At 66.3% G+C, this 1,048-nt stretch carries 1 protein-coding gene; it reads right to left on the bottom strand.

Going from position 1 to position 1,048, the window contains the following annotated elements:
* Nucleotides 1-986, bottom strand: a 986-nt coding sequence (locus AB4Y86_RS19490) for a DEAD/DEAH box helicase (RefSeq protein WP_441403761.1), incomplete at its 3' end; no start/stop codon positions are given.
* Nucleotides 987-1,048: the final 62 nt, after the last annotated feature.

The following is a 1,048-nucleotide window of genomic DNA, read 5'->3' as shown; positions in this document are numbered from 1 at the left end:
GTGCCGGTGTCGATGACGTACTTGATGCCGGGCACCGTGAGTGAGGTTTCGGCGACGTTGGTGGCCAGCACGATCCGGCGCTTGTTGCCGGGGTGGAAGACCTTGTGTTGCTCCTGCAGGCTCAGCCTGGCGAAGAGCGGGAGGATCTCGGTGCCGGCCAGCCGCCGGTTCGTCTGGATCCGGGCGTGGAGTGCGTCGGCGGCGTCGCGGATTTCGCGCTCGCCGGAGAAGAAAATCAGGATGTCGCCCGGAGCTTCAAGGGCAAGTTCGTCGACGGCGTCGCACACGGCGTCCAGCGGGTCGCGGTCCTCTTCGAGCTCGTCGTCGGAGGCAGTGCCTTCTCCTCCGTCGTCGCCGGCGCCGGCACCGCCGGCCGGCTGCGAGAGCGGCCGGTAGCGGATCTCCACCGGGAAGGTGCGGCCGGATACTTCGATGATGGGGGAGGGCTTTTCCTCGCTGCCGAAGTGCTTGGCGAAGCGCTCGGGATCGATGGTGGCCGAGGTAATGATGACCTTCAGGTCCGGGCGCTGCGGGAGGATCCGTTTGAGGTAGCCGAGGATGAAGTCGATGTTGAGGCTGCGTTCATGCGCTTCGTCGATGATGATCGCGTTGTATTTGCGCAGCAGCTTGTCGCGCTGGATCTCGGCCAGCAGGATGCCGTCGGTCATGAGCTTGACCTTGGTGGAGCGGCTGACTTCGCCGGTGAATCGGACCTGGAAGCCGACTTCCTGGCCGATCTCGACGCCGAGTTCTTCGGCGATGCGCTCGGCGACGGTGCGCGCGGCGAGCCGGCGCGGCTGGGTGTGGCCGATCAGGCCGTTATCGCCCAGGCCCAGCTCCAGGCACATCTTGGGGATCTGGGTGGTCTTACCGGAACCGGTCTCGCCGGCGATGATGGTCACCTGGTTGGCGGCGATGGCGGCCATCAGGTCCTCGCGGCGCTCGGAGACCGGCAGCTCGGCGGGGTAGGAAATATGCAGTGTCATGGCTGGAAACAGTCTACGGGCCGCGCGGCAGGTCATAGGGTTGCCCGGTCCCTGTGCGGGGC

Source organism: Arthrobacter sp. 2YAF22_2, from assembly GCF_052114645.1.
GTDB lineage: Bacteria > Actinomycetota > Actinomycetes > Actinomycetales > Micrococcaceae > Arthrobacter.
This window is presented reverse-complemented; position numbering and strand designations above follow the sequence as displayed.